Annotated in this window: 22 protein-coding genes; 10 read left to right on the top strand and 12 right to left on the bottom strand. The window is 71.8% G+C overall.

Annotated elements, in window-relative coordinates:
- Positions 1-55 precede the first annotated feature (55 nt).
- Together LZ604_RS25840 and LZ604_RS25835 are read left to right on the top strand one after the other, a co-directional pair.
- Positions 56-418, top strand: a complete 363-nt coding sequence (locus LZ604_RS25840; RefSeq protein ID WP_234517871.1) for a DUF1304 domain-containing protein — start codon at positions 56-58, stop codon at positions 416-418.
- On the top strand, positions 415-978 hold the full coding sequence (locus LZ604_RS25835; RefSeq protein ID WP_234517870.1) for a TetR/AcrR family transcriptional regulator: 564 nt from the start codon (positions 415-417) through the stop codon (positions 976-978). The genes LZ604_RS25840 and LZ604_RS25835 overlap by 4 nt, the downstream gene beginning before the upstream one ends.
- 11 nt (positions 979-989) lie before the next feature.
- Here the strand turns inward: LZ604_RS25835 and LZ604_RS25830 are convergent, their stop codons facing one another.
- Positions 990-1937, bottom strand: a complete 948-nt coding sequence (locus LZ604_RS25830) for a GlxA family transcriptional regulator (RefSeq protein ID WP_234517869.1) — start codon at positions 1935-1937, stop codon at positions 990-992.
- 71 nt (positions 1938-2008) lie between these two features.
- Here LZ604_RS25830 and LZ604_RS25825 point away from each other — a divergent pair, with 71 nt between their 5' ends.
- Together LZ604_RS25825 and LZ604_RS25820 are read left to right on the top strand one after the other, a co-directional pair.
- The gene (locus LZ604_RS25825; RefSeq protein WP_234517868.1) at positions 2009-2965 is read left to right on the top strand and encodes an NADP-dependent oxidoreductase; all 957 of its coding nucleotides are present in this window, start codon (positions 2009-2011) and stop codon (positions 2963-2965) included.
- 140 nt (positions 2966-3105) lie between these two features.
- The gene (locus LZ604_RS25820) at positions 3106-3492 is read left to right on the top strand and encodes an anti-sigma factor antagonist (protein WP_234517913.1); all 387 of its coding nucleotides are present in this window, start codon (positions 3106-3108) and stop codon (positions 3490-3492) included.
- Between the two features lie 101 nt (positions 3493-3593).
- Here LZ604_RS25820 and LZ604_RS25815 read toward each other — a convergent pair whose 3' ends face one another.
- The gene (locus LZ604_RS25815) at positions 3594-5852 is read right to left on the bottom strand and encodes a DUF1996 domain-containing protein (RefSeq protein WP_234517867.1); all 2259 of its coding nucleotides are present in this window, start codon (positions 5850-5852) and stop codon (positions 3594-3596) included.
- A 141-nt stretch (positions 5853-5993) separates the two neighbouring features.
- Positions 5994-6947 carry a ribose-phosphate diphosphokinase gene (locus tag LZ604_RS25810; protein WP_234517866.1) on the bottom strand — a complete coding sequence of 318 codons (954 nt, stop codon included), beginning with the start codon at positions 6945-6947 and terminating at the stop codon, positions 5994-5996.
- A 179-nt stretch (positions 6948-7126) separates the two neighbouring features.
- Between LZ604_RS25810 and LZ604_RS25805 the strand changes: the two genes are divergently transcribed.
- Positions 7127-7807, top strand: a complete 681-nt coding sequence (locus tag LZ604_RS25805; protein WP_234517865.1) for a DUF4230 domain-containing protein — start codon at positions 7127-7129, stop codon at positions 7805-7807.
- A 12-nt stretch (positions 7808-7819) separates the two neighbouring features.
- On the opposite strand, the gene LZ604_RS25800 is transcribed toward LZ604_RS25805, so the two are convergent.
- Genes LZ604_RS25800 through LZ604_RS25775 form a run of 6 tightly spaced genes read right to left on the bottom strand, consistent with a single transcriptional unit; the run spans position 7820 to position 11551 of the window.
- A complete protein-coding gene (locus tag LZ604_RS25800) occupies positions 7820-9580 on the bottom strand; it encodes a complex I subunit 5 family protein (protein WP_234517864.1) in 1761 nt (586 codons plus the stop codon).
- Positions 9580-9927, bottom strand: a complete 348-nt coding sequence (locus LZ604_RS25795) for a sodium:proton antiporter (protein ID WP_234517863.1) — start codon at positions 9925-9927, stop codon at positions 9580-9582. The genes LZ604_RS25800 and LZ604_RS25795 overlap by 1 nt, the downstream gene beginning before the upstream one ends.
- A complete protein-coding gene (locus LZ604_RS25790; protein ID WP_234517862.1) occupies positions 9924-10667 on the bottom strand; it encodes an MnhB domain-containing protein in 744 nt (247 codons plus the stop codon). The genes LZ604_RS25795 and LZ604_RS25790 overlap by 4 nt, the downstream gene beginning before the upstream one ends.
- Positions 10664-10927 carry a Na(+)/H(+) antiporter subunit B gene (locus LZ604_RS25785; protein WP_234517861.1) on the bottom strand — a complete coding sequence of 88 codons (264 nt, stop codon included), beginning with the start codon at positions 10925-10927 and terminating at the stop codon, positions 10664-10666. Before LZ604_RS25785 ends, LZ604_RS25790 begins: the two co-directional genes overlap by 4 nt.
- Entirely contained in the window at positions 10920-11372 is a 453-nt protein-coding gene (locus LZ604_RS25780; RefSeq protein ID WP_234517860.1) for a monovalent cation/H+ antiporter complex subunit F, read from the bottom strand. The genes LZ604_RS25785 and LZ604_RS25780 overlap by 8 nt, the downstream gene beginning before the upstream one ends.
- Positions 11369-11551 carry a hypothetical protein gene (locus LZ604_RS25775; RefSeq protein ID WP_234517859.1) on the bottom strand — a complete coding sequence of 61 codons (183 nt, stop codon included), beginning with the start codon at positions 11549-11551 and terminating at the stop codon, positions 11369-11371. The genes LZ604_RS25780 and LZ604_RS25775 overlap by 4 nt, the downstream gene beginning before the upstream one ends.
- 252 nt (positions 11552-11803) lie before the next feature.
- On the opposite strand from LZ604_RS25775, the gene LZ604_RS25770 reads away from it, so the two are divergent.
- Positions 11804-12346 (top strand): VanZ family protein, encoded by a 543-nt coding sequence (locus tag LZ604_RS25770; protein WP_234517858.1) that lies wholly within the window; start codon positions 11804-11806, stop codon positions 12344-12346.
- Between the two features lie 184 nt (positions 12347-12530).
- Positions 12531-13769 carry a lectin gene (locus tag LZ604_RS25765; protein WP_234517857.1) on the top strand — a complete coding sequence of 413 codons (1239 nt, stop codon included), beginning with the start codon at positions 12531-12533 and terminating at the stop codon, positions 13767-13769.
- Between the two features lie 173 nt (positions 13770-13942).
- Here the strand turns inward: LZ604_RS25765 and LZ604_RS25760 are convergent, their stop codons facing one another.
- Positions 13943-14179: a hypothetical protein gene (locus LZ604_RS25760; RefSeq protein ID WP_234517856.1), complete on the bottom strand. Its 237-nt coding sequence runs from the start codon at positions 14177-14179 to the stop codon at positions 13943-13945.
- Positions 14180-14382: 203 nt separating this feature from the next.
- On the opposite strand from LZ604_RS25760, the gene LZ604_RS25755 reads away from it, so the two are divergent.
- The 3 genes from LZ604_RS25755 (at position 14383) to LZ604_RS25745 (ending at position 17467) form a co-directional block, all read left to right on the top strand.
- Positions 14383-15444: a PHP domain-containing protein gene (locus tag LZ604_RS25755; RefSeq protein ID WP_234517855.1), complete on the top strand. Its 1062-nt coding sequence runs from the start codon at positions 14383-14385 to the stop codon at positions 15442-15444.
- Positions 15445-15456: 12 nt separating this feature from the next.
- Positions 15457-16119: an HAD family hydrolase gene (locus LZ604_RS25750; RefSeq protein WP_234517854.1), complete on the top strand. Its 663-nt coding sequence runs from the start codon at positions 15457-15459 to the stop codon at positions 16117-16119.
- Positions 16120-16498: 379 nt separating this feature from the next.
- Positions 16499-17467, top strand: coding sequence for an SDR family NAD(P)-dependent oxidoreductase (locus LZ604_RS25745; RefSeq protein WP_234517853.1), 969 nt, complete (start codon positions 16499-16501; stop codon positions 17465-17467).
- A gap of 63 nt (positions 17468-17530) precedes the next feature.
- Here LZ604_RS25745 and LZ604_RS25740 read toward each other — a convergent pair whose 3' ends face one another.
- Together LZ604_RS25740 and LZ604_RS25735 are read right to left on the bottom strand one after the other, a co-directional pair.
- The gene (locus LZ604_RS25740) at positions 17531-17788 is read right to left on the bottom strand and encodes a hypothetical protein (protein WP_234517852.1); all 258 of its coding nucleotides are present in this window, start codon (positions 17786-17788) and stop codon (positions 17531-17533) included.
- A 380-nt stretch (positions 17789-18168) separates the two neighbouring features.
- Positions 18169-19458: an ROK family transcriptional regulator gene (locus LZ604_RS25735; RefSeq protein ID WP_234517851.1), complete on the bottom strand. Its 1290-nt coding sequence runs from the start codon at positions 19456-19458 to the stop codon at positions 18169-18171.
- Positions 19459-19579 lie beyond the last annotated feature (121 nt).

Below are 19579 nucleotides of genomic sequence, written 5' to 3'. Positions count from 1 at the left end.
CCAGGTATGCTGGACACCTGTCCAGTAACTTTTTCGGGGTGGAGGTCGGTCGGCGATGGAGATCGTGGCGAACGTACTGGTCGGGCTGGTGGCCGTCCTGCATGCGTACATTCTCGTGATGGAGATGTTCCTCTGGGAGAAGAAGCCCGGGCGCGGGCTGCACGGGTTCGGGCCCGAGATGGCGCGCGCCACGGCGCCGTTGGCCGCCAACCAGGGTCTGTACAACGGCTTCCTGGCGGCCGGTCTGGCGTGGGGGCTCCTCGCCGCCGATCCGACCGGGTTCCGTGTACGGGTCTTCTTCCTGGCCTGCGTGGTGATCGCGGGCATGTTCGGGGCCGCCACCGCCAACCGGCGGATTCTGGTCGCCCAGGCGCTGCCCGGCGCGCTCGCCCTGGCCGCCGTGGTGGTGGCGCGATGACCGCGGTGCCACCGGTGGATCCCCGGGCTTCCCGCACCCGCGCGCGGCTACGGGAAGCCCTGTTGCGGGAGTGCGCCGAACGCCCCCTCGACGAGGTCAGCGTCGCCGCGCTGGTGCGCCGGGCCGGGGTCGGGCGCGCCACGTTCTACGTGCACTACGCGGACCTGGAGGCACTGGCCGTCGACGCCTGCGCCGATGTCGTACGGGAGGCCGTGGCCGCGCTGCACGCCTGGCGCGGCCGGCCGGACCCGGTGCACGCCCCCGCGGCCCTGAATGACTTCTTCGCCGGGCTCGCCCCGCACGCCGCCCTCTACCGCACGCTGCTCACTCCGGGGGGCGGCGGACCGCTCGGCCGGGTCCTGCACCGGGATCTGCGCGCCCGAAGCCTTGCCGAGCGCGAACTCGCGGGCGCCGCCGACGCCCCCCTGGTGGCGTCCGCCGTGGCCGCCTCCTTCGCGGGCGTGCTGGCGGACTGGCTGCACGGCCTCATCGAGGCGTCACCGCGTCAGATCGCCGATCAGTCCTGGCAGTTGCTGGTCGCCTTGCATCGCAGCCGGTGAGCGGGAGCCCGTCAGCGCGCCGCCTGGAACGTGCGCCGGTAGGCCTGCGGTGACACCCCGATCGCCGCGTGCAGGTGCTGCCGCAGGGAGGCCCCCGTGGCGAAGCCGACCTCCCCGGCGATCTGGTCCACCGGAAGATCGGTGGACTCCAGCAGGTGACGGGCGCGGGCGACACGCTGCTGGATGAGCCATCGGCCGGGGCTCATGCCCACCTCCTCCTGGAATCGGCGGGCGAAGGTGCGCAGGCTCATCCCGGCGTGCCGGGCGAGATCGGCCAGCGCAAGGGACTCATCGAGGTGTTCGAGGGCCCAGGAACGGGCCGCGGCCGTGCTCGCCGCCCCGTGCTGCGGCACCGGCTGCTCGATGTACTGCGCTTGGCCGCCGTCCCGGAACGGCGGCACCACGCACCGGCGGGCCACCGCGTTGGCCAGCTCACTGCCGTGGTCCGTGCGCACGATGTGCAGACAGACGTCGACCCCGGAGGCGGCTCCGGCGGAGGTGAGGACCCGCCCGTCGTCGACGAAGAGGACGTCCGGATCGAGGTCGACATGCGGGTACATACGGCGGAACCGGTCGACGACCTGCCAGTGGGTGGTCGCCTTCCGTCCGTCCAGCAGGCCGGCCGCCGCGAGGACGAAGGCCGCCGTGCAGATGGAGACGATCCGCGCGTCGGGACGGATCTGTGCGAGGGCGGCGGCGACCTCCGGCGCAAGCTCCGAGGTGATGTAGGACGGCGCGACGGAGGCGACCACCACGGTGTCGGCCGTGGCCAGCACCTCCGGCCCGCGCTCCACGGCGATCGAGAAGTCCGCGTTGCTGCGCACCGGCCGCCCGTCGACCGAACAGGTCAGCACCTCGTACCGCCCCTCGGCCGCGCCGAAGATCCGGCTGGGGATGCCCAGCTCGAAGGGATAGACGCCCTCGAGCGCCAGGACCACGATCCGTTCCACACGCTGCATGGCACGATCCTATCGAAGGTTGGCAATCGTGCCATTTTCTCGAGCGGCGGACCCCGGCAGGCTGGCACACCATGAGCACTGTGAACACCAACACCATGCGCGCCATCGGCCAGGACGTCCTCGGCGGTCCCGAGGTCCTCAAGGAAGTACGGCTGGAGCGCCCCGCACCGCGACCGAACGAGGTGCTGGTCCGGGTACGCGCGGCCGGGGTCAACCCGACCGACTGGAAGCACCGGGCCACCGGCGGATTCCTCGGCCGGCCGCCGTTCGTCCTCGGCTGGGACGTCTCCGGCGTGGTCGAGGAGACCGGACTCGGCGTCGCCCTCTTCCGGACCGGGGACGAAGTCTTCGGCATGCTGCCCTACCCGTTCGGCCATGGCTCGCACGCCGAGTACGTCACCGTCCCCGCCCGCGCCCTCACCCACAAGCCCTCGAACATCGACCACACCCAGGCCGCCGCGCTTCCGCTGGTCTCGCTGACCGCCTGGCAGGCCCTGGTCGAGACGGCCCAGCTGCGGCCCGGACAGCGGGTGCTGATCCACGCGGCCGCCGGCGGCGTCGGGCACGTGGCCGTGCAGATTGCCAAGGCGCGCGGCGCGTATGTCATCGGCACGGCCAGCGCGGGCAAGCACGACTTCCTGCGCGAACTGGGCGCGGACGAACTGGTCGACTACCGGGAGACCGACTTCGCGGAGACGGTGCGGGACGTGGACGTGGTCCTGGACACGATCGGCGGCGACTACGTCCAGCGCTCGCTGCGCACCCTGCGTGCGGGCGGAATTCTGGTCACGATCCTGCCGGAGGGATCGAAGGAGCTGCCCCTGGAGGCCGAAAGGCTCGGGGTACGCGCGACCGAGATGCTCGTCGACGCCGACCAGCACGGTATGAGGGCCATCGCCGGGCTCGTCGCGGAGGGCAAGCTGCGCGCCACGATCTCCGGGACGTTCCCGCTTGCGGATGCCGCCAAGGCGCACGAGATCGGCGACACCGGCCGGACCACGGGCAAGCTGGTTCTGCTGGTGGACTGACGTACCGTCAGCGTGGCACGCTCCACAAATAGAAGACATATGTCAATCGAACATGCTGGAATTCACTCCACCGAGATAACTTGCCTAACGCGCATGGCCGTTGGGTTCCTTCGAGCCCGGAGTCGGTGGAGGCGATGTCGATGCAGCACGGCCCCGCACCCCTCCCCCGGTATCTGCGCATCCACCGGGACCGCGGTCATCTGGTGCTCGAGTTCCACGGCGAGATCGATGTCGTCGCGGCCCTGGAGATCACGCCGTTCCTGGACTCCGCGACCGGCCGTCCGGCGCCGCGGATCGTCATCGACCTGCGGCCGGCGGAGTTCTTCGACTGCTCGGGGCTGCGGCTGCTCTTCCGCGCCAGGCGTCGGGTACTCGCGCGGGGCGGCACGCTGCATCTGGTCTGCACCCATCCGCTGACGCTGCGCATCCTGCGCCTCACCCGCCTGGCCGAGTTGCTTCCGCCGGCGGCGTCGCTGGACGAGGCACTCGGCCGGTCGGAGAGTAGCGGGCCGTTGGAGATCAACTGATCCGGCGGGTCCGCGTCGGCGGCCCCGACCAGGACGGGTGAAGGCGGCGGGACCTGCCGGGCAGGTCCCGCCGCCTTCCTGTGTGCCTCTTGGCGAGGGGGTCAGAAGGACCGGCGTCCGATACGGCGCAGAAGCACCAGCCCCGCGATCACGAGCACCCCTCCGGCCGCGGCCGGCCACAGGTGGGCGCCGGTCTCGGCCAGGCCGCCCGTGACCGCCTGGGGCTGGGTCCCCGGCGCGGCGGACGGAGCGACCCCGCCCTCCGCAGAGGGCTGTCCGGCCGCCGAGGGCTCCCCTGCCGCCTGCCCGGTGTGGCTGTCCTCCGAGCCGCTCCCCGGCGCGGCGGACGCGTCGCTCCGGGCGGGCGAGGAGCTCGCGAAGACCCTCGGAGCCGCACCACCGCGGCCGCTGCCCGAGCCGCCGTCCGTCGCCGAGGTGCCCGGCGTACCGGCCGTGGGCTGCGACGTCTGCTTGCCGCCGGAGCCTGACCCGGCCCCGGACCCGGACTGGTGACCGGACGAGGAGCCCGTACCCGAGCCCGAGTTGTCGCCGGACGAAGAACCGGAGCCCGAGTTGTCACCTGAGGAAGAACCGGAGCCCGAGTTGTCGCCGGACGAAGAACCGGAGCCCGAGTTGTCACCTGAGGAAGATCCCGACCCGGAGTCGTCGCCGGACGGGGTGCCCGGGTCGGTTCCCGTCGAGCCGCCGGAGGAGGAGCCCTGGCCGGAGCCCCCGTTGTCACCCGAGGTGGGGTCGGGGGACGGTGCCGATGTGCTCGGCGGCTGGTCGCCGGCCCCGCCCCCGCACTGGCGACCGCTGTTGACGCAGTCGACGACCTGGCTCATCAGCTCGTCGGTCATGACGTTGATGAAGTCGTCGTGGTCGGTGATCGGCTTGTGCAGCTGCTCGGGGAAGCCGTCCACCGCGTAGGGGTTCTTCACCTGGCCGTTCTCGATGACCGGCTGCGGCACGTCGTACACCAGGCGCATCGTGAGCTGCGGGATCGCCTTGAAGCCGTTCTGGCAGTTGCCGTCGGCGTCGGCGAAGGCGACGTGCGTCCGGTGGTTGGCGCTGTCGATGTTCTGACCGTCCCAGCAGCTCTGGAACGCGAACGAGCGCACCACGCTGCTGCCGTCGGGGCAGATCGGGTACTTGTCGGTCAGCTGGCGGTCCTCGAAGCCGGTGCAGCTCCAGTGGGCGTTGGCGTTCTTCGGACCGTTGGTGAACGCCTTGGCGTCACCGGTGATGATCCGCAGGAAGCGCGGCATCGCGACGACCTTGCTGGTCGGGCTGCCGACAAAGGTGATCTCGGCCTGCTTGGCGACCAGGATCTTGCCGACGTTCCCCTCCTTGCCGCCGCCGTCGTTGTTCTGGTCGAAGTCCTGCGTTCCGTCCTGAACACGCACCACCGGCCAGTAGTACGACGACTTGTCCTGCTGGTTCTCGCAGCTCGTCTGGGCCGCCGCGAACGTGTCGTTGGTGGCGAAGGCGTCGTTCGACTGGTTGCCGACGTAGTCGTGCAGATGGTGCGCACCGTTCTTCACGCCCGGCGCCACGATCACATTGTCGGTGTTGTGGTTGCCGTTGGCGTTGACACCGCATTTCGTCACGAACGCGCCGGTGGAGGCGCCGGTCTGCGGAGCGGGCTTCCGGACGTTCGGCTGCACGCTCCGGATGTCCACGAAGTCGGAGGCGACGGGGCCGCCGACGGCCTGTCCGCCGCTTCCCTGCTGCTGACCGTTCTGGCCGCTGCCGTTCTGGCCGCTGCCCTCCTGGCCGCCGCCGGCTTGGTCACTGCCGTTCTGGCCGCTGCCGTTCTGCCCCTCACCGTTCTGGCCGGCGGCCGGGGGCTGCCCCTGCTCGGCGGGGACCCCGGTACACGGGGCCATGCCGTCGATCGCACCGGGAGCGGTGGCGCCCGCCTGCTGATAGTCGGCCTTGATCCGGTCGATCACGGCGGCGCGCTTGTCCTTCAGCGGGCCGAGGATCGAGTTCTGGACGTAGCTCCCGTCGTTCGCCTGCGCCTCGCGTGTCGAGGCCAGCCGGTCGTACGCCTCGGTGATCTGCTTGTCGAGGGTGGCCAGTTCCGTGTCGACCCGCGACTGCGCCGGGTCCGGAACGTCGGTCAGCTTCTGGCCGACGTCCGGGCAGTCCAGGGTGACCGTCCTGGAGGTCAGGGCCTGGTCGCCGCTCTGGCCGGATGTTCCGCCCCAGCCGCCTTCGCTCGCCGAGGCGTAGACATTCGCTGCTACCAGCCCCCCTCCGCCCATGATCAGCGCGACTGCTGCAAAGGTCGCGCGCCGTGCGCCTGTCGGGCGTCTGCGCGTGTTGCGTCTCAAGGGAGTACTCCTACACGTCATGGCGGGCCGGGCATGAAAATCCCCACTCCCTGTACGCAGCCGGACCCCGGCGTGTTCAAACGCATCGCGAATTCACAGCGGCCTCGTCCGCGCTTGTGACATCACCGCTGCTCAGGGCTGATGTTGCGTCACTGCGCGGCTCTATTCGTTCCGGGGCTGGTCGAACAGAGCGCTGACGGACTCACCGTTGTGAATGCGGCGGACGGCCTCGGACAGGGCGGGGGCGATGGACAGGATCCGCAGCTTGCCGGTGCGTTCCTCGACCGGGACCGGCACCGTGTTCGTGCACACGATCTCCAGGACGTCGGGCTGCTCGCTCAGCCGTTTGAGGGCACCGGCCGCGAAGAGGCCGTGGGTGCAGGCGATCCGGATCGACCGCGGGCCCGACTCACGCAGCCGCTCCAGGAGTTCCAGGACCGTACTGCCCTTGGCGATCTCGTCGTCCAGCACGATCACATCCCGTCCGGCGACGTCGCCGATCACGGAGTTGATACTGACCCGGTCGTCCGCGAACCGCTGCTTGGCGCCCGCCGCCACCTGCGCCCCGATCATCCGCGCGAAGGCCGCCGCCTCCTTGGCGTTGCCGAGGTCGGGCGAGACGACGGTCGCGTGCGACAGGTCGTACTGACGGAAGTGCTCGGCCAGCTCCCGGCGGGCGTGCAGATGGTCGACCGGCACCGAGAAGAAGCCGTGCACCTGGGGCGAGTGGAGGGTCATGGCCAGGACGCGGCCGGCCCCGGCCGCCACCATCAGGTCGGCCACCAGCCGCCCGCCGATCGAGATCCGCGGCGCGTCCTTCTTGTCCGAGCGGGCGTACGAGTAGTGCGGCATGACCACCGTGATCCGCCCGGCGGAGGCGCCGCGTGCCGCGTCGCACATCAACAACAGCTCGACGAGGTGCTCCTGCACGGGGGCGACCAGCGGCTGCACGAGGAACACGTCCCGCTCGCGGCAGTTGGCCTGGAGCTGCACCTCCAGGCAGTCGTTGGCGAATCTGCTGACCCGCACCGGGCTGAGCGGCACCCCGAGGTGCGCACACACCTCCGCCGCGAGCTCGGGATGGGCACTGCCGCTGAAGACGGCGATGTCACGCACGTTCCGCTCCTCGCATGATCGAAAACGGGCTGCGCGCCACATGCTACTGACGGGCCCTGCCGCCGCCCGGGGATGCGGGGCCGTGCGGCGTACGGCCGTCCGCGGCCGCGATCGGCGAACTCCGCGTTCGGCAGGGGCCCCTGACGGGAAACCGGCGAGAAGAAGGGAGGAGTGTCGATATGACGACGTCCACGAAGCAGAGGCCCGAACCGATGTCCGTGCGGCGGCGGACGCCCGCCTGGGCCAAGGCGGTCATCGCCCTGGTCGCGGTACTCGCGGTGCTGTTCGCGGGACTGCGGCTGAGTGTGCTTCCGGGGCTGCGTGACCTGTTCGGCATGGACACGCACGACCGGTCGGGGCCCGTGCTTTTGCGGTCCATCCAGGACATGAGCCGGTACGAGGCCGCTTCCGGCACCTTCCAGGTGGTCGTGGACCTGGAGAGGGACTCCAAGTACCTGCCGTCGGCGATCCGCGGCACCCGAACACTGTACGTGGGCGCGGGAACCGTGGACGCGTACGTCGACCTCGGCAGGGTCGGCCGGCAGGACGTGACGGTCGACGCCGACCGGACGTCCGCCACGCTCCGTCTGCCGCACGCGGCGCTGGGCAAGCCCACGCTCGACCCGGACCGCTCCTACGCCGTCTCCAAACAGCGGGGTCTGCTGGACCGCATCGGCGACCTCTTCTCGGACAACCCCAACAGCGAACGCGCCGTGCAGAAGCTGGCGGTCCGGCACATCGGCGAGGCCGCGAAGGAGAGCGAACTGACCGCGCGCGCCGAGACGAACACCACCGCCATGCTCGACGGACTGCTGAAATCCCTCGGCTTCAAGGAGGTGAAGGTGTCCTACGGCACCTGAGCCCCCGACTCGTCAGCCGGTCAGGATCCCGGGCAGGGCCAGAGCCCCGAGCAGGGTGGTGCCCAGCAGGACCCAGGCCACGTAGTCCCCGATGTGCCCGGACTGCAGCCGGCGCAGCGGCAGCGTCCACGGCCGTGCGCCGAGCAGTTCCGGGCGGGTGACGGCGAGCGCGGCCAGGGCCAGGGCGAGCGCCGTGGAGACCAGCCCCAGCAGGACGCCGGCCGCGGTCCAGTGGGCGGAGGTGAGCGCCCCGCCGGACCCGGCCTCGTTCACCGAGCGCGCCACGATACGGGCGAAGCCCGGCACCACGCCGACGGCGAGCGAGCCGGCGAGCAGCAGGGCGGGCACGGCCCTCATGGTGTCCGGGATCCGGCTCAACCGGTGCCGGGTCTCGGGCTCCTCGCCGGCCCCGGTGGTCTCGCACGCGGACCCGACCCGCGGCTGCGGACCCAGTCCGTAGAAGACCCGCGCGGCGACCCGGAGCACCGCGCCGCCCGTCACCGCCGACACGAGGACGTACACCACGGTCAGCGGCCCGCCCAGGGCCTCCTCGGTGACCGCCTTGCCGAGGGAGATGCCGAACGGCGGCATTCCGGCGAGCGCCAGGCCGCCGAGGACGAACATCACCGCGACCCCGCGCAGCGGCCGGCCGCGCCCGTGCAGCGCGTGCTCGTCGACGGAGCCGAACCGGTCCAGCAGCAGGCCGGTGCAGGCGAACAGGGCCGCCTTCACGCCGGCGTGACCGAGGAGGTACAGCGCGACCCCGTCGTCGGCCTCGGGCAGCAGGGAGCCGACACCGACGAGGAACAGCCCCACATGGGCGATGGTCGAACAGGCGAGGAGCCGCTTCACATGCCGCTGGTACCAGCACATCAGCGCGCCGACCGCACCCGTGAGGATCCCGAGGACGGTGAGCGCGCGCTCCAGGTCGGCAGCCGGGATCCCGCCCGGTCCGGAGAAGACGGTGCCGTAGACGCGCCAGACTCCGTAGACGCCGAACTCGACCATGACGCCGGACAGCAGCATGCACACCGGGGTGGGTGCGACGGCGTGCGCGTCGGGCAGCCAGAAGTGGAAGGGCACGGCCGCGGCCTTCACCAGCAGCCCGGTCAGGACGAGGACGAAGGCGGCGAGGGTCAGCGCGTCGGGACCGCCGTGGGTGTCCAGCCCCCGGCCGATGTGGGTCAGGGCCAGCTCGCCGGTGCGCGCGTAGAGCAGCGCGATGCCCATGAGCATGGCGTACGCGCCCAAGGAGTTGATCACGCCGAAGGCCAGGGCGCCCTGTACGGCTTTCGCCTCCTCGACGCGGTATCCGGTCAGGGCGTAGGCGGCGGCGCTCATCAGCTCGAAGAAGACGAACGCGTTGAACAGGTCGCCCGTGATCGCGAAGCCGCACATTCCGCCCTGGAACAGCAGCATGAGGGCCGGGTAGGAACCGGCGTGCCGGCGGGGCGGTTCGTCGAAGTAGTGCCAGGAGTACGCCAGGGAGGCCAGGGTGAGCAGGGAGGCCAGGGCCGACATGCCGAGTCCGGGACCGTCGCCGACGAGGACGATCCCGACACTCGTGCCGTTGCGGGGCGTCCAGGCTCCGACCCATTCGGTCAAAGGTGGCGAGGAGTTGAGGCACAGCCAGATCGCGAGTGCGGCGGTTCCGGCCGAGACGGCGCAGCCGAAGCTCTCGGCGGCGACGCGCGGCAGCCGGCGTCCGCAGGCGATCAGCAGGCCGGCACCGAGCAGCGGTGCGGCGACGAGCAACGGCAGCAGGTGGTTCATCAGCCGCGCAGCTCCCGCAGTTCGTCCGGGTCGACGGTGCCGTGGCGTTTGGAGATCTGCATGACGAGGGAGAGCAGCAGGGCGGTGACGGTGGCGCCGACGACGATGTCGGTGAGGGTGAGGGCCTGCACCACCGGGTCCACGACCGGCCGCGAGCCGGGCTTGATGTCGGAGTAGACGGGCGCGGTCGCGCCGGCGCGGTAGCCGACGGCGAGCAGCAGGACGTAGGTGGCGGACTGGCAGACGGCGAGGCAGCCGACCGCATGGATGAGGTTGCGGCTGGTCGCGAGGCCGTAACATCCGGTCAGAAAGATCCACACGGCGACGAGATACGGCAGTACGGTCATCGTTTCCCGTTGTCCTCCTCGATCTCGACGGCCTGGTCCAGGAAGCGGGCGAGCAGGATGACGATCGCGCAGGCGACCTCCATGCCGATGGCGGCGTTGAGCAGCGGCACGGTCCCGCCGGACGACAGTGTGTTGAAGGTGCCGTACGGAAGCAGGGTGTTGGCGAGGAAGGCGGTGCCCGCGAGGACGCCCGCGAGCCCGGTGACCAGGTATGCGGAGGCGGAGAGCGCGTCGCCGACCTCGAACACGCCGATCGGCCGGATGCGTTCCAGGGCGCGGTAGTCGGCGCCCAGGTAGAGCAGGTGCAGGGCGGTCGCCGCGACGACTCCGCCCTGGAAGCCGCCGCCGGGGCTGAGCTGGCCGTGCGCGATCACGTAGAGACCGGAGACGAGGGCGACGGGCAGGACGACAAGCGCGTACCGGCGGACCGGCAGCGCGACCTCCTGCGGCTGTGGGCGCCCGCGCTTCTCGTCGCGGGTCTGCCGCAGCAGTACGACGGTGCCGAGGACGGAGGTGAACAGGATGCTCATCTCGCCGAGCGTGTCGAAAGCACGCTGGTCGAAGTTGACGGAGCTGATGGTGTTGGCGGTCCTCCGGGCCAGAGAGGCGTGCACGGCCCGGTCGCCGTAGGGGTGCCGGTCGCCGCCGAAGCCCGGCATGCCGAAGCACGCGGCGACGAACAGCGCCGCCAGGCCGGCGCCGCCGAGCGCCAGGACGATCATCCGCAGGCGCCGGGTCATCGCTCCTTCTCCTTCCCGTCCTGCTGCCTTCGTCTGACCTTGCGCACCGAGAGCATGATCAGGAGCGGGGTCACCGCGGATCCCACGGCGAGCTGTGACAGACCCACGTCCGGGGCCTGCGTGACGGTGAACAGCAGGGCGAGGCAGACGCCGAGCACGGCCAGGACGAGCGCCTGGCGCACGGGGTCGCGCACGGCGACGGCCGCGGTCGCCGCGGCGGCGACCAGCAGCAGGACGACGACGATCAGCGGGTCATCCACGGCGGCTCCCGGGGAATCCGCCGGACAGCGCCCGTGAGGCCACGAGATTGCCGCCGATCAGGAGCGCCCCGACGACCAGCAGCTTGACCATCGCCCGCCCGGGGCCGGTGACGGCGCACAGGACCAGCACCACCACGGCCCCGTATCCCGCGACGGCGAGGGTGACGGCCCAGGCCCGCGGCGGGTCGCCGGCGAGGTCGTCGGCGAGCAGCCGGGCGAAGACGAGGGTGCCGACCGGGCCGAGCAGGGCGAGGAGAAGCGCGAGGTCGACATATGCGGGGCGCCCGTAGCCCTGGGCGAGCAGCAGCAGTCCCGGGGCGGCGAGCGCGCTGGACAGGTTCTGGGCGACGACGCGGCGGCGCAGCGGCCCGGTGACGACGCCCCACACGGCGGCGCCCACGCCCACACCGAGCGCGATCGTGGCCGTCCAGGTCCAGCCGTTCACCGTGCGCCTACCGCCCGTCGTGCGGCGCGTGCCGTGACCGCGCCGACGAGCGCGGCGGAGGTCCCCACCGCCCATTCCAGGGTGTCGACGGTGCTGATGAGGACGAGCCAGAGCAGGGTGAGGGCGGCCCACCAGCCGAGCACTTCCAGCGCCGTCACCAGTGCCGTACGCGCGTTCATGCCCCACCTCCACCCACCACCGCATCCGGGAATGTCCGACATGTCATCCAAGCACCGTGGCGCGCCCGCGTATCGGCGGCGCGCGAGCGGCTGCTGCACGGAGTGCCCCGCCCGCGGGAAGGGAAACCGCCGGCGGCGCACCCCGGCCGCAGGGCGGCGGCGACTCCCCCGGTCTTGGAGCGACCCGGCATCAGCGGCCCCATCGGGGGTAACAGGCTCTAGCCGAAGGGACGTTGAAACCGGGAGGGTCGGATGGCACGTACGGCGTTCAGCGCGCGTCTCGCGAAGTCCGGTCGCCGCCGGGCCACGGAGGCAGCACGGGAGCGGCGACCGCTCCCGCTCCCCGTCCGGCTGCTGATCATGGCGCTCGCCTTCATCGCGATGGTGGGCTTCGCCGCGGCGCTGGCCCGGATGACGCTGCAGCCGTCGCCCGCATCCCGGGCCCTGGTCCACAGCAACCTGCACCCGGGCCGTTCCCTGCGCGCCTACCTCGAACGGCCCGCGGCACGGGGCGCCGTCCGGCAGATCGGCGGAAACGTCCTGCTCGGTGTGCCGTTCGGGTTTCTCCTGCCGGTCCTGGCGCCCGGCACCCGGGGTGTCCTGCGCGTGGGCATCGCCACCGCGGTCGTGATGCTGCTGGTCGAGCTGGCCCAGGGGGCGCTCGTGACCGGCCGCGCGTTCGACATCGACGACGTCATCCTCAACACGGCGGGTGCGCTGCTCGGCTATCTGCTTCTCGGACGGCGGCTGGGGCGAGCCGTGCACGCACGCGCACGGCGGCGCGGCAAGGACTGAACAGACGAAGAGGCCGGCTTCCGGTCCGTACCAGAGTCTTGACGACCCCTTACCTCACCTCTTGAATCAAGAGCTGAATCTTTAAGAGCTTTCCTGCGGCGCGGCCGGGGCCTACGGCTGCGCTGCCAACCCCCCACCTCAGTCGGCCCGCCCGCCTCCGGGCGGCCGTACGGAAAGGGAGCTCATGGACAGCCCACGCCTGCTGCGCAGATGCCTCCTCGCCGCGCTCTCCGCGGTGCTCACCGCGTCCGCCTTCACGCCCGTCGCCCACGCGGCCCCGCAGGCGGCGGAGGCGACCGTCTTCTCCGACACCTTCGACGGCCCGGCCGGTGCCGCCGTCGACTCCGCCAAGTGGCAGATCGAGACCGGCGACAACGTCAACAACCACGAGCGTCAGTACTACACGCCGGGCAACAAGAACGCGGCGCTGGACGGCCGGGGACATCTGGTCATCACGGCCCGCCGCGAGAACCCGGCGAACTACCGGTGCTGGTACGGCACATGCCAGTACACCTCGGCCCGGCTGAACACCTCGGGGAGGTTCACGGCGCAGTACGGCCATGTCGAGGCCCGGATGAAGATTCCGCGCGGGCAGGGCATGTGGCCGGCCTTCTGGATGCTCGGCAACGACATCGGGCGGGTCGGCTGGCCCGACAGCGGTGAGATCGACGTGATGGAGAACGTCGGTTACGAGCCGGGGACCGTCCACGGCACCATCCACGGACCCGGCTACTCGGGCTCCGGCGGCATCGGCGCGGCCTACTCCCTGCCGAACGGCCAGGCGTTCGCGGACGCCTTCCACACCTTCGCCGTGGACTGGGCGCCCGGCTCGATCACCTGGTCCGTGGACGGCACGGTCTACCAGCGGCGCACCCCGGCCGATCTGGGCGGCCGGACCTGGGTGTTCGACAAGCCCTTCTTCCTCATCCTCAATCTCGCCGTCGGCGGCTACTGGCCGGGCGACCCGGACGCTTCCACGGCGTTTCCGCAGCAACTCGTCGTGGACTCGGTACGGATGACGACGAGTGACAGCGCCGGCGGCACCGGCGCCCCGATCACCGGGCTCGCAGGCAAGTGCGCGGACGTGGCGGGCGCGAACTCGGCCAATGGCACCCCTGTCCAGCTGTACGACTGCAACGGCACGGCCGCCCAGAAGTGGACGGTGGCATCGGACGGCACCCTGAGGGCGCTCGGCAAGTGCCTGGACGTGGCCGGAAACGGCACGGCGGACGGCTCCAAGGTGCAACTGTGGGACTGCACCGGCGGGCCCAACCAGAAGTGGACGGTCACCGCGGCCCACGACATCGTGAATCCGCAGGCGAACAAGTGCCTGGACGTGACGGACAACAACTCCGCGAACGGCACCCGGTTGCAGATCTGGTCCTGCTCCGGTGGCGCCAACCAGAAGTGGGCGGTCGGCTGACCGACCGTCCGCTCGTCCGGCGGGCATCGTGGACGCACTCGAGGGCGGGCTTCGGCGAAGGCGACGAGGCCCGCCCGGCGGGTGCGCCGGCGTCCGGCCGCCGCGCCGAACCGGCCGTTGCGCAGGGCCGTGCCGTGCCGCGGAACCACCTTGCGGGAGGGGACGACAGGCCCTCAGTGCAGCGTCCAGGTCAGCTTGTCCCCGCCCACCCAACGGACCACGTCGGGGTCGTCGAGGTCGTGGACCGGGATACCGGCCTCCGCGGCGACCGCCAGCACATCGGTGAGCGACCTCGCCTCGGCGACCACCTGGCCGTCGATCTCCACGATTCGGAACGGCGGATTGCCCGGCTGGACCCCGAGCACCATGATCCGCGGACGGGAGATGTGGGGGCTCGCGATTTCGGTCATGAATAGAGCGTAGATCCCCTGGCGATCAGGAGCGCTTCGGGCAGGCCCCTGCCACCGGGGCTCCCCCACCCCTGCCGTCGCCGCCCTGCCCAGGCGCCGACGGCCTGTCCTTCCCGTTGGTCCGGCCAGGTGAAGGGCACCCGGGGGGCGCCCGCCGTGCACGCCGGGCACGCCTGGGCAAGGCTGGGGGTGAGGAGGTTCCGATGGGTCCCGTCGCAGCGCTGGACCGGATCGCGTTCCTGCTGGAGCGCGCCGGGGCGCCGACCTACCGCGTACGGGCCTTCCGCACCGCGGCCGCCGTGCTGGCGGCGCTTCCGGAGAAGGAGATCGCGGAACGGACGGCTGCCGGGACGCTGGAGTCGCTGCGCGGGATCGGCCCCAAGACCGCCCAGGTGGTGCGGGAGGCACTGGCCGGGCGGGTCCCGGGTTACCTGGAACAGCTCGAGCGGGAGGGCGAGACGCCGCTGACACGTGGCGGCGAGCGCCTGCGGGCGCTGTTGCGCGGCGACTGCCATCTGCACTCCGACTGGTCGGACGGCGGCAGCCCGATCGAGGACATGGGCCGAGCGGCCGCGCGGCTCGGGCACGAGTGGGCGGCGCTCACCGACCACTCCCCCCGCCTCACCGTCGCTCGCGGGCTGTCCGCCGAGCGGCTGGGCGAGCAGCTGGAGGTGGTCGCCGCGCTCAACGAGCAGTGGGCACCGTTCCGGATGCTCACCGGTATCGAGTGCGACATCCTCGACGACGGTTCCCTGGACCAGGAGCCCGAACTGCTGGACCGGCTGGACGTCGTGGTCGTGTCGGTGCACTCGAAGCTGCGGATGGATGCCCGCTCGATGACCCGGCGGATGATCGCCGCCGTCCGCAATCCGCTGGCCGATGTGCTCGGCCACTGCACCGGGCGGCTGGTCACCGGGCGCGGGCGCGCCGAGTCGGAGTTCGACGCGGACGCGGTCTTCGCCGCGTGCGCCGAGGCCGGTACGGCCGTGGAGATCAACAGCCGGCCCGAGCGGCTCGACCCGCCGCGCCGGCTGCTGCGACGGGCGGTGGAGGCGGGCGTGCTGTTCTCCATCGACACCGACGCGCATGCGCCCGGGCAACTCGACTGGCAGATCCACGGCTGTGCCCGGGCCGAGGAGTGCGGGGTGCCCGCCGAGCGCGTGATCACCACCTGGACCGCGGACGAGCTGCTGAACTGGACCAGGGAGCGGACGGTGCCCACGCGTATAACGGGCGCGTCCCGTGGTACCCGAGCCCGTACATGAGGGAGGAAGATCATGGGACGGGCGGCCGTTTTCGACGTGGACGGGACCCTCGTCGACACCAACCATCTGCATGTCACGACGTGGTGGGAGGCCTTCCGTCAGGCGGGTCACCAGGTGCCGATGCATGCGATCCACCGGTCGGTGGGCCTCGGCTCCGAGGACCTCATCTCGCATCTCCTGGGCGGCCGGGACCGGGACGAGGTCGACACGCTGGTCGCCGCGCACACGGCCCTGTACGGGACGTTCTTCGATCGGCTGCCCCCGTTGAGGGACGCAGGACGGCTGCTGCGGCGGCTCGACCACGACGGGTGGAACGTCGTGCTGGCCACGTCCGCCAGCGGACGGGAGCTGTCGGCGCTGCGCCGGGCGATCGGGGCGGACGACGCCATCGCGGCGACGGCCAGCTCCGACGACGTACAGGCCGGCAAGCCGGCGCCCGAGCCCGTCGAGCACGCCCTGGAGCTGGTCGGGGTGCCGCCGGAGTCGGCGGTGTTCGTCGGTGACACGGTGTGGGACATGCGGGCGGGCACCCGGGCCGGGGTGACCTGTGTCGGCCTGCTGTCGGGCGGCATTCCGGAGACGGATCTGCGGGAGGCGGGCGCCCGCGCCGTCTACCGGGATCCGGCGCATCTGCTCGCCATGCTGGGGGACAGTCCGCTGGCGCCGGACGCGTAGGCCGGCGGTCCGCGTACCGGAGGTGACGCAGATCACGTCCAGATGGGCGGCCTTCCGGAACACCGATCGGTAGTTTTCCGTTGAACCAGCTGTGGGAACGGACGGGACAGTGTCCCCGGGCCTCATCTCTCGCCCACAGGGACGATCGTTCGGCTGAAGCCCTGTGGAGCATCTCGCCGAGAGGCGACCGCCGTCCACGCCCACCACTGACCGCCCCGACCGCGATCCCCCCGTCCGGTCGGGGCTCTTCTTCGTCCTGGGCCGGAAGAGTTCCTCCCGGACCGGAGGAATACCTCCCGGACCGGGAGAGGGCCGGTGCCGACGCCGGTTGCGGCGCCGGGTTGACTTCGAGTGCTCTTCAATTCGTAGCGTGCGGTGCATGATCACTGCACAGCACAGCATCGGTTCGGGCTTCGGCGCTCGGAGCACGACGAAGGACGTCCTGAAGGGAATCGATCTCTCCGGCAAGCTCGCGCTCGTGACCGGTGGCTACTCCGGGCTCGGCCTGGAGACGACACGGGCCCTCACCGAGGCGGGCGCCCGGGTCGTCGTCCCGGCGCGGCGCCGTGCCGCCGCCGAGAAGGCCCTGGCGGGCCTCGACCGGGTGGAGGTGGACGAACTGGACCTCGCCGACCTGGAGAGCGTGCGCGCCTTCGCCGATCGTTTTCTCGGCTCCGGCCGCACCCTCGACCTCGTGATCAACAACGCCGGTGTCATGGCCTGCCCGGAGACCCGGGTCGGCCCCGGCTGGGAGGCGCAGTTCGCCACCAACCACCTGGGCCACTACGCGCTCGTCAACCGCCTGTGGCCGGCCATCGAACCGGGCGGGGCCCGGGTCGTCTCCGTGTCGTCCGCGGGCCACCACCGCTCCCCGATCCGCTGGGACGATCCGCACTGGAAGCACGGCTACGACAAGTGGGAGGCGTACGGGCAGGCCAAGACCGCGAACGTACTGTTCGCCGTGCACCTCGACCGGCTTGGCCGGGACCACGGCGTGCGCGCCTTCTCCCTGCATCCCGGCGGGATCCTCACCCCGCTCCAGCGCCACCTCACCCGGGAGGAGATGATCGAGCGCGGCTGGATCGACGAGACCGGCGCGCTGGTGGACCCCGGCGCCTTCAAGACTCCCGAGCAGGGAGCGGCCACCCAGGTGTGGGCCGCGACCTCGCCCCAGCTCGCCGGCATCGGCGGGGTGTACTGCGAGGACTGCGACATCGCGGCACCCGCGCCGGCGGACGGCGGGCGCGGCGGAGTCAGGGACTGGGCGACCGACCCTGAGCAGGCCGCGCGCCTGTGGGAGCTGTCCGCCGACCTCACCGGCGTCGACGCGTTCGCCAACCGCTCCTGATGCGGAAGGGGCCGGCCGCGCACCGGTCGGCCCCGGTCGGGTGGCGGGCGGGCCGGTGCGGGGTCAGTCGGCCGGCTCGTCCGGGACGGGATGCTCGGGGTGGACTGTGCCGGGCTGGGGGGCACCCTTCGGGCCGGTGCCCGCCTCGTTGGTGTCGGGTACGTCGCTCGCCGACTCGCCGGTGTCCGGCGTGCGTTCGCTCTCGTCCCGGGCGGTGCGGACGTCCCATGGATCCTCGGCGTTGCGGGCCTGCTGGTCCGGCATGTCCCGCGGGACCGGACGGGCCTGCTCGCCGGGACCCCGTTGCCGTCGTTCGGTCACGGCGCTCACTCCGTTCTCGGCTCGCCCGGCGAACGGGGCCCGCGAGCGGGGTCACGGGCCCCTTCCGGGCGAACCCGCGAGTACCCCAGGGAGACGTCGGCGAAACCACGCCGGGCACCGGTCGCCGGGGCGGCGGGACGCGCCGGTCAGCGCGGCGACCGTTGTTCCGGTGACCGACAGCGCGACGACGTTCCCCCAGCGCCGGTCAGCGCGGCCACCGATCCCCCAGCGCCGGACAGCGCGACCACCCGTTCCTCGGCGCCGACAACGCAGCCACCGATCCCCCAGCGCCGGACAGCGCGACCACCGATCCCCCCGCACCGGACAGCGCAACCACCAATCCTCGGCACCGACAACGCAGCCACCTCCCCCAGCGCCGGTCAGCGCGGCGACCGTTCCTCCAGCGCTGTCCGCCAGGTCGGCCGCCTCCCCTCGTGCGCCGGTTCCGCGCGCCGCCCGCCGCGGGCGAAGAAGTCCGCGAGCGGCAGGATCGCCGCACCGACCGTCACCGCGTCCGGACCGAGCCTGCCCAGGTCGATGGTGACCCGTTCGGCCGGATACCGCAGGGCGTAGGCGATCGCGTGCCGGCGCACCGCCGGCAGGAACCGGGAGCCGAGTTGAAGGCCCGCCCAGCCGCCGATCAGGATCCGCTCGGGCTGGAAGAGGTTGATCAGGTCGGACAGGCCGGCGCCCAGGTACTCGGCGGTCTCCTCCAGGAGGGCGAGCGCCACCGGGTCCGCCTCTACGCCCTCGGGCGGGTAGGCGGCGGCCAGCAGGGCGGTCAGCGCCGTCTCCTCGTCGGCGTGCTCGGGCGGCCGCCCGCCCTGTTCGCGCCAGCGGTCGATGAGCGCCTCCGCGCCCGCATACGCTTCCAGGCAGCCGAAGGCGCCACACCGGCACCGCCGCCCCCTCACGCGCACCGTCAGATGACCCCACTCCACGGCGCGCCCGCTGCCCACCTCCTCGGTGACGAGGCAGGCTCCCACGCCGGAGCCGAAGAGGACCACGACCGCGCTGTGGGCGCCGCGCCCGGCGCCGAACCACATCTCGGCCTGGCCGAGGGTCCTGGCCCCGTTGTCGATGAAGTAGGGGACGGAGTCCGGGAGCCGGCACGTTGAGCGGAGCAGGGATTCCACCGGCACGGCGTCCCAGCCGATGGTCTGGCCGTGCACGACGGCGCCCTGCCCGGGGGTGCGGGCCACGATGCCGGGTACGCCGATACCGACGCCCAGGAGCCGTTCGGGGGCGATGCCGGCGGCCGCCAGGACCTCCGCGATACCGTCGCGGATGTGCCCGACGACGACCTCGACGTCGTACCGCTGGTGCTCCAGCGCCCGGTCGGTCCGGGCCAGTTCGGTGAGGGCCAGGTCGAACAGCTCGACGCGGACACGGGTCTCGCCGACATCGATGCCGATCATGTGCCCGCTGCCGGGCGCGACGCGCAGCAGGGTGCGCGGGCGGCCGCCGTCGGAGTCGACGCTGCCGGCCTCCTCCACCAGTCCGTCCGCGACCAGTTCGGCGACCACGTTGCTGATGGAGCCGGAGCTCAGACCGGTCGCCGGGCCCAGTTCGAACCGGCTCATCGGGCCGTCGAAGTACAGCCGCCGCAGCACTTCGGCGCGATTGCCCCGGCGCAGGTCACGTACCGTGCGCCCGTTCCGCCCCGCCATGTGACTCCTTCCGGCCCTGCCCGACTTGCACGATACTGCCCGCGCCGCGCCCGGGCGCAGCCTTAACCCGCGCTTAAATCAGAACCTAATTTAAGACATGATACCTAGGGCCGACCGGTCG

The organism is Streptomyces glomeratus, assembly GCF_021462825.1.
Lineage (GTDB): Bacteria > Actinomycetota > Actinomycetes > Streptomycetales > Streptomycetaceae > Streptomyces > Streptomyces glomeratus.
Note: the sequence above shows the minus strand (reverse complement) of the source record. Positions and strands in the feature narration are given on the sequence as shown.

Bases quoted from the DNA above. Each gene is read 5' to 3' on its own strand.
- LZ604_RS25745 (WP_234517853.1), top strand. From the start codon at position 16,499: ATGATCACTGCACAGCACAGCATCGGTTCGGGCTTCGGCGCTCGGAGC.
- LZ604_RS25840 (WP_234517871.1), top strand. From the start codon at position 56: ATGGAGATCGTGGCGAACGTACTGGTCGGGCTGGTGGCCGTCCTGCAT.
- LZ604_RS25765 (WP_234517857.1), top strand. From the start codon at position 12,531: ATGGACAGCCCACGCCTGCTGCGCAGATGCCTCCTCGCCGCGCTCTCC.
- LZ604_RS25750 (WP_234517854.1), top strand. From the start codon at position 15,457: ATGGGACGGGCGGCCGTTTTCGACGTGGACGGGACCCTCGTCGACACC.
- LZ604_RS25735 (WP_234517851.1), bottom strand. From the start codon at position 19,458: ATGGCGGGGCGGAACGGGCGCACGGTACGTGACCTGCGCCGGGGCAAT.
- LZ604_RS25820 (WP_234517913.1), top strand. From the start codon at position 3,106: ATGCAGCACGGCCCCGCACCCCTCCCCCGGTATCTGCGCATCCACCGG.
- LZ604_RS25835 (WP_234517870.1), top strand. From the start codon at position 415: ATGACCGCGGTGCCACCGGTGGATCCCCGGGCTTCCCGCACCCGCGCG.
- LZ604_RS25800 (WP_234517864.1), bottom strand. From the start codon at position 9,580: ATGAACCACCTGCTGCCGTTGCTCGTCGCCGCACCGCTGCTCGGTGCC.
- LZ604_RS25755 (WP_234517855.1), top strand. From the start codon at position 14,383: ATGGGTCCCGTCGCAGCGCTGGACCGGATCGCGTTCCTGCTGGAGCGC.
- LZ604_RS25815 (WP_234517867.1), bottom strand. From the start codon at position 5,852: ATGACGTGTAGGAGTACTCCCTTGAGACGCAACACGCGCAGACGCCCG.
- LZ604_RS25760 (WP_234517856.1), bottom strand. From the start codon at position 14,179: ATGACCGAAATCGCGAGCCCCCACATCTCCCGTCCGCGGATCATGGTG.
- LZ604_RS25825 (WP_234517868.1), top strand. From the start codon at position 2,009: ATGAGCACTGTGAACACCAACACCATGCGCGCCATCGGCCAGGACGTC.
- LZ604_RS25795 (WP_234517863.1), bottom strand. From the start codon at position 9,927: ATGACCGTACTGCCGTATCTCGTCGCCGTGTGGATCTTTCTGACCGGA.
- LZ604_RS25790 (WP_234517862.1), bottom strand. From the start codon at position 10,667: ATGACCCGGCGCCTGCGGATGATCGTCCTGGCGCTCGGCGGCGCCGGC.
- LZ604_RS25775 (WP_234517859.1), bottom strand. From the start codon at position 11,551: ATGAACGCGCGTACGGCACTGGTGACGGCGCTGGAAGTGCTCGGCTGG.
- LZ604_RS25770 (WP_234517858.1), top strand. From the start codon at position 11,804: ATGGCACGTACGGCGTTCAGCGCGCGTCTCGCGAAGTCCGGTCGCCGC.
- LZ604_RS25805 (WP_234517865.1), top strand. From the start codon at position 7,127: ATGACGACGTCCACGAAGCAGAGGCCCGAACCGATGTCCGTGCGGCGG.
- LZ604_RS25830 (WP_234517869.1), bottom strand. From the start codon at position 1,937: ATGCAGCGTGTGGAACGGATCGTGGTCCTGGCGCTCGAGGGCGTCTAT.